This window comes from Hallella seregens ATCC 51272 (assembly GCF_000518545.1).
GTDB classification, from domain to species: domain Bacteria; phylum Bacteroidota; class Bacteroidia; order Bacteroidales; family Bacteroidaceae; genus Prevotella; species Prevotella seregens.
Map to the genome: position 1 here is coordinate 1 of NZ_JADU01000061.1, position 1,018 is coordinate 1,018.

Below are 1,018 nucleotides of genomic sequence, written 5' to 3' on the forward strand. Positions count from 1 at the left end.
CTCACCCCCCTTGTCGTTACTTATACCTACATTTGCTTTGCCGTACGCTCCAGGATCAGTCGTCTTCACCATTCTGCGCATACGGCATGCTCCCCTACCGATACTTTATTCAATGCTATCCTGCGTCTTCGGCGTCCGCCTTATACCCGATTATTATCCACGCCCGGACCCTCGACCAGTGAGCTGTTACGCACTCTTTGAATGAATGGCTGCTTCCAAGCCAACATCCTGGCTGTCACAGGGACAGGACTTCGTTAGACTAACTCAGGCGGAACTTCGGGGCCTTAGACGGCAGTCTGGATTCTTCTCCTCTCGGGGACGGACCTTAGCACCCGCCCCCTTACTGCACGGCTGCGGCGCATGAGCATTCGGAGTTCGTCAGGTCTCGATAGGCGGTGAAGCCCTCTCGACCTATCGGTCGCTCTACCTCTCATGCGGAACACCGCACGCGGCACCTAAATGCCTTTCGGGGAGTACGAGCTATCTCCAAGTTTGATTGGCCTTTCACTCCTACACACACCTCATCCAGAAGCTTTTCAACGCTTATTGGTGCGGACCTCCATCCGGTGTTACCCGGACTTCATCCTGGACATGTGTAGATCACTTGGTTTCGCGTCTGCCACCACCGACTAAAACGCCCTATTCAGGCTCGCTTTCACTGCGGCTCACGCGTCTCATGACGCTTAACCTCGCCGGTGACGGCAACTCGTAGGTTCATTATGCAAAAGGCACGCCGTCACTGCTATAAGCAGCTCCGACCGCTTGTAGGCGCATGGTTTCAGGAACTATTTCACTCTTCTCATGGAAGTGCTTTTCACCTTTCCCTCACGGTACTCGTTCGCTATCGGTCTCATCCGAGTATTTAGCCTTGCCGGATGGTCCCGGCGGATTCACGCAGGATTACTCGTGGCCCGCGCTACTCAGGATACCACTATGCCGACAAATGCTTCGGGTACGGGGCTATCACCCCCTGCGGCACCGCTTTCCAGCGGATTCCCCTCGCAACTGCCGTGCAACG

The 1,018-nt window shown here is 55.5% G+C and carries 1 rRNA gene; it reads right to left on the bottom strand.

What is annotated here, in order from left to right:
• A 23S ribosomal RNA gene (locus L888_RS0111145) occupies positions 1-1,018 on the bottom strand; the annotation flags it as partial.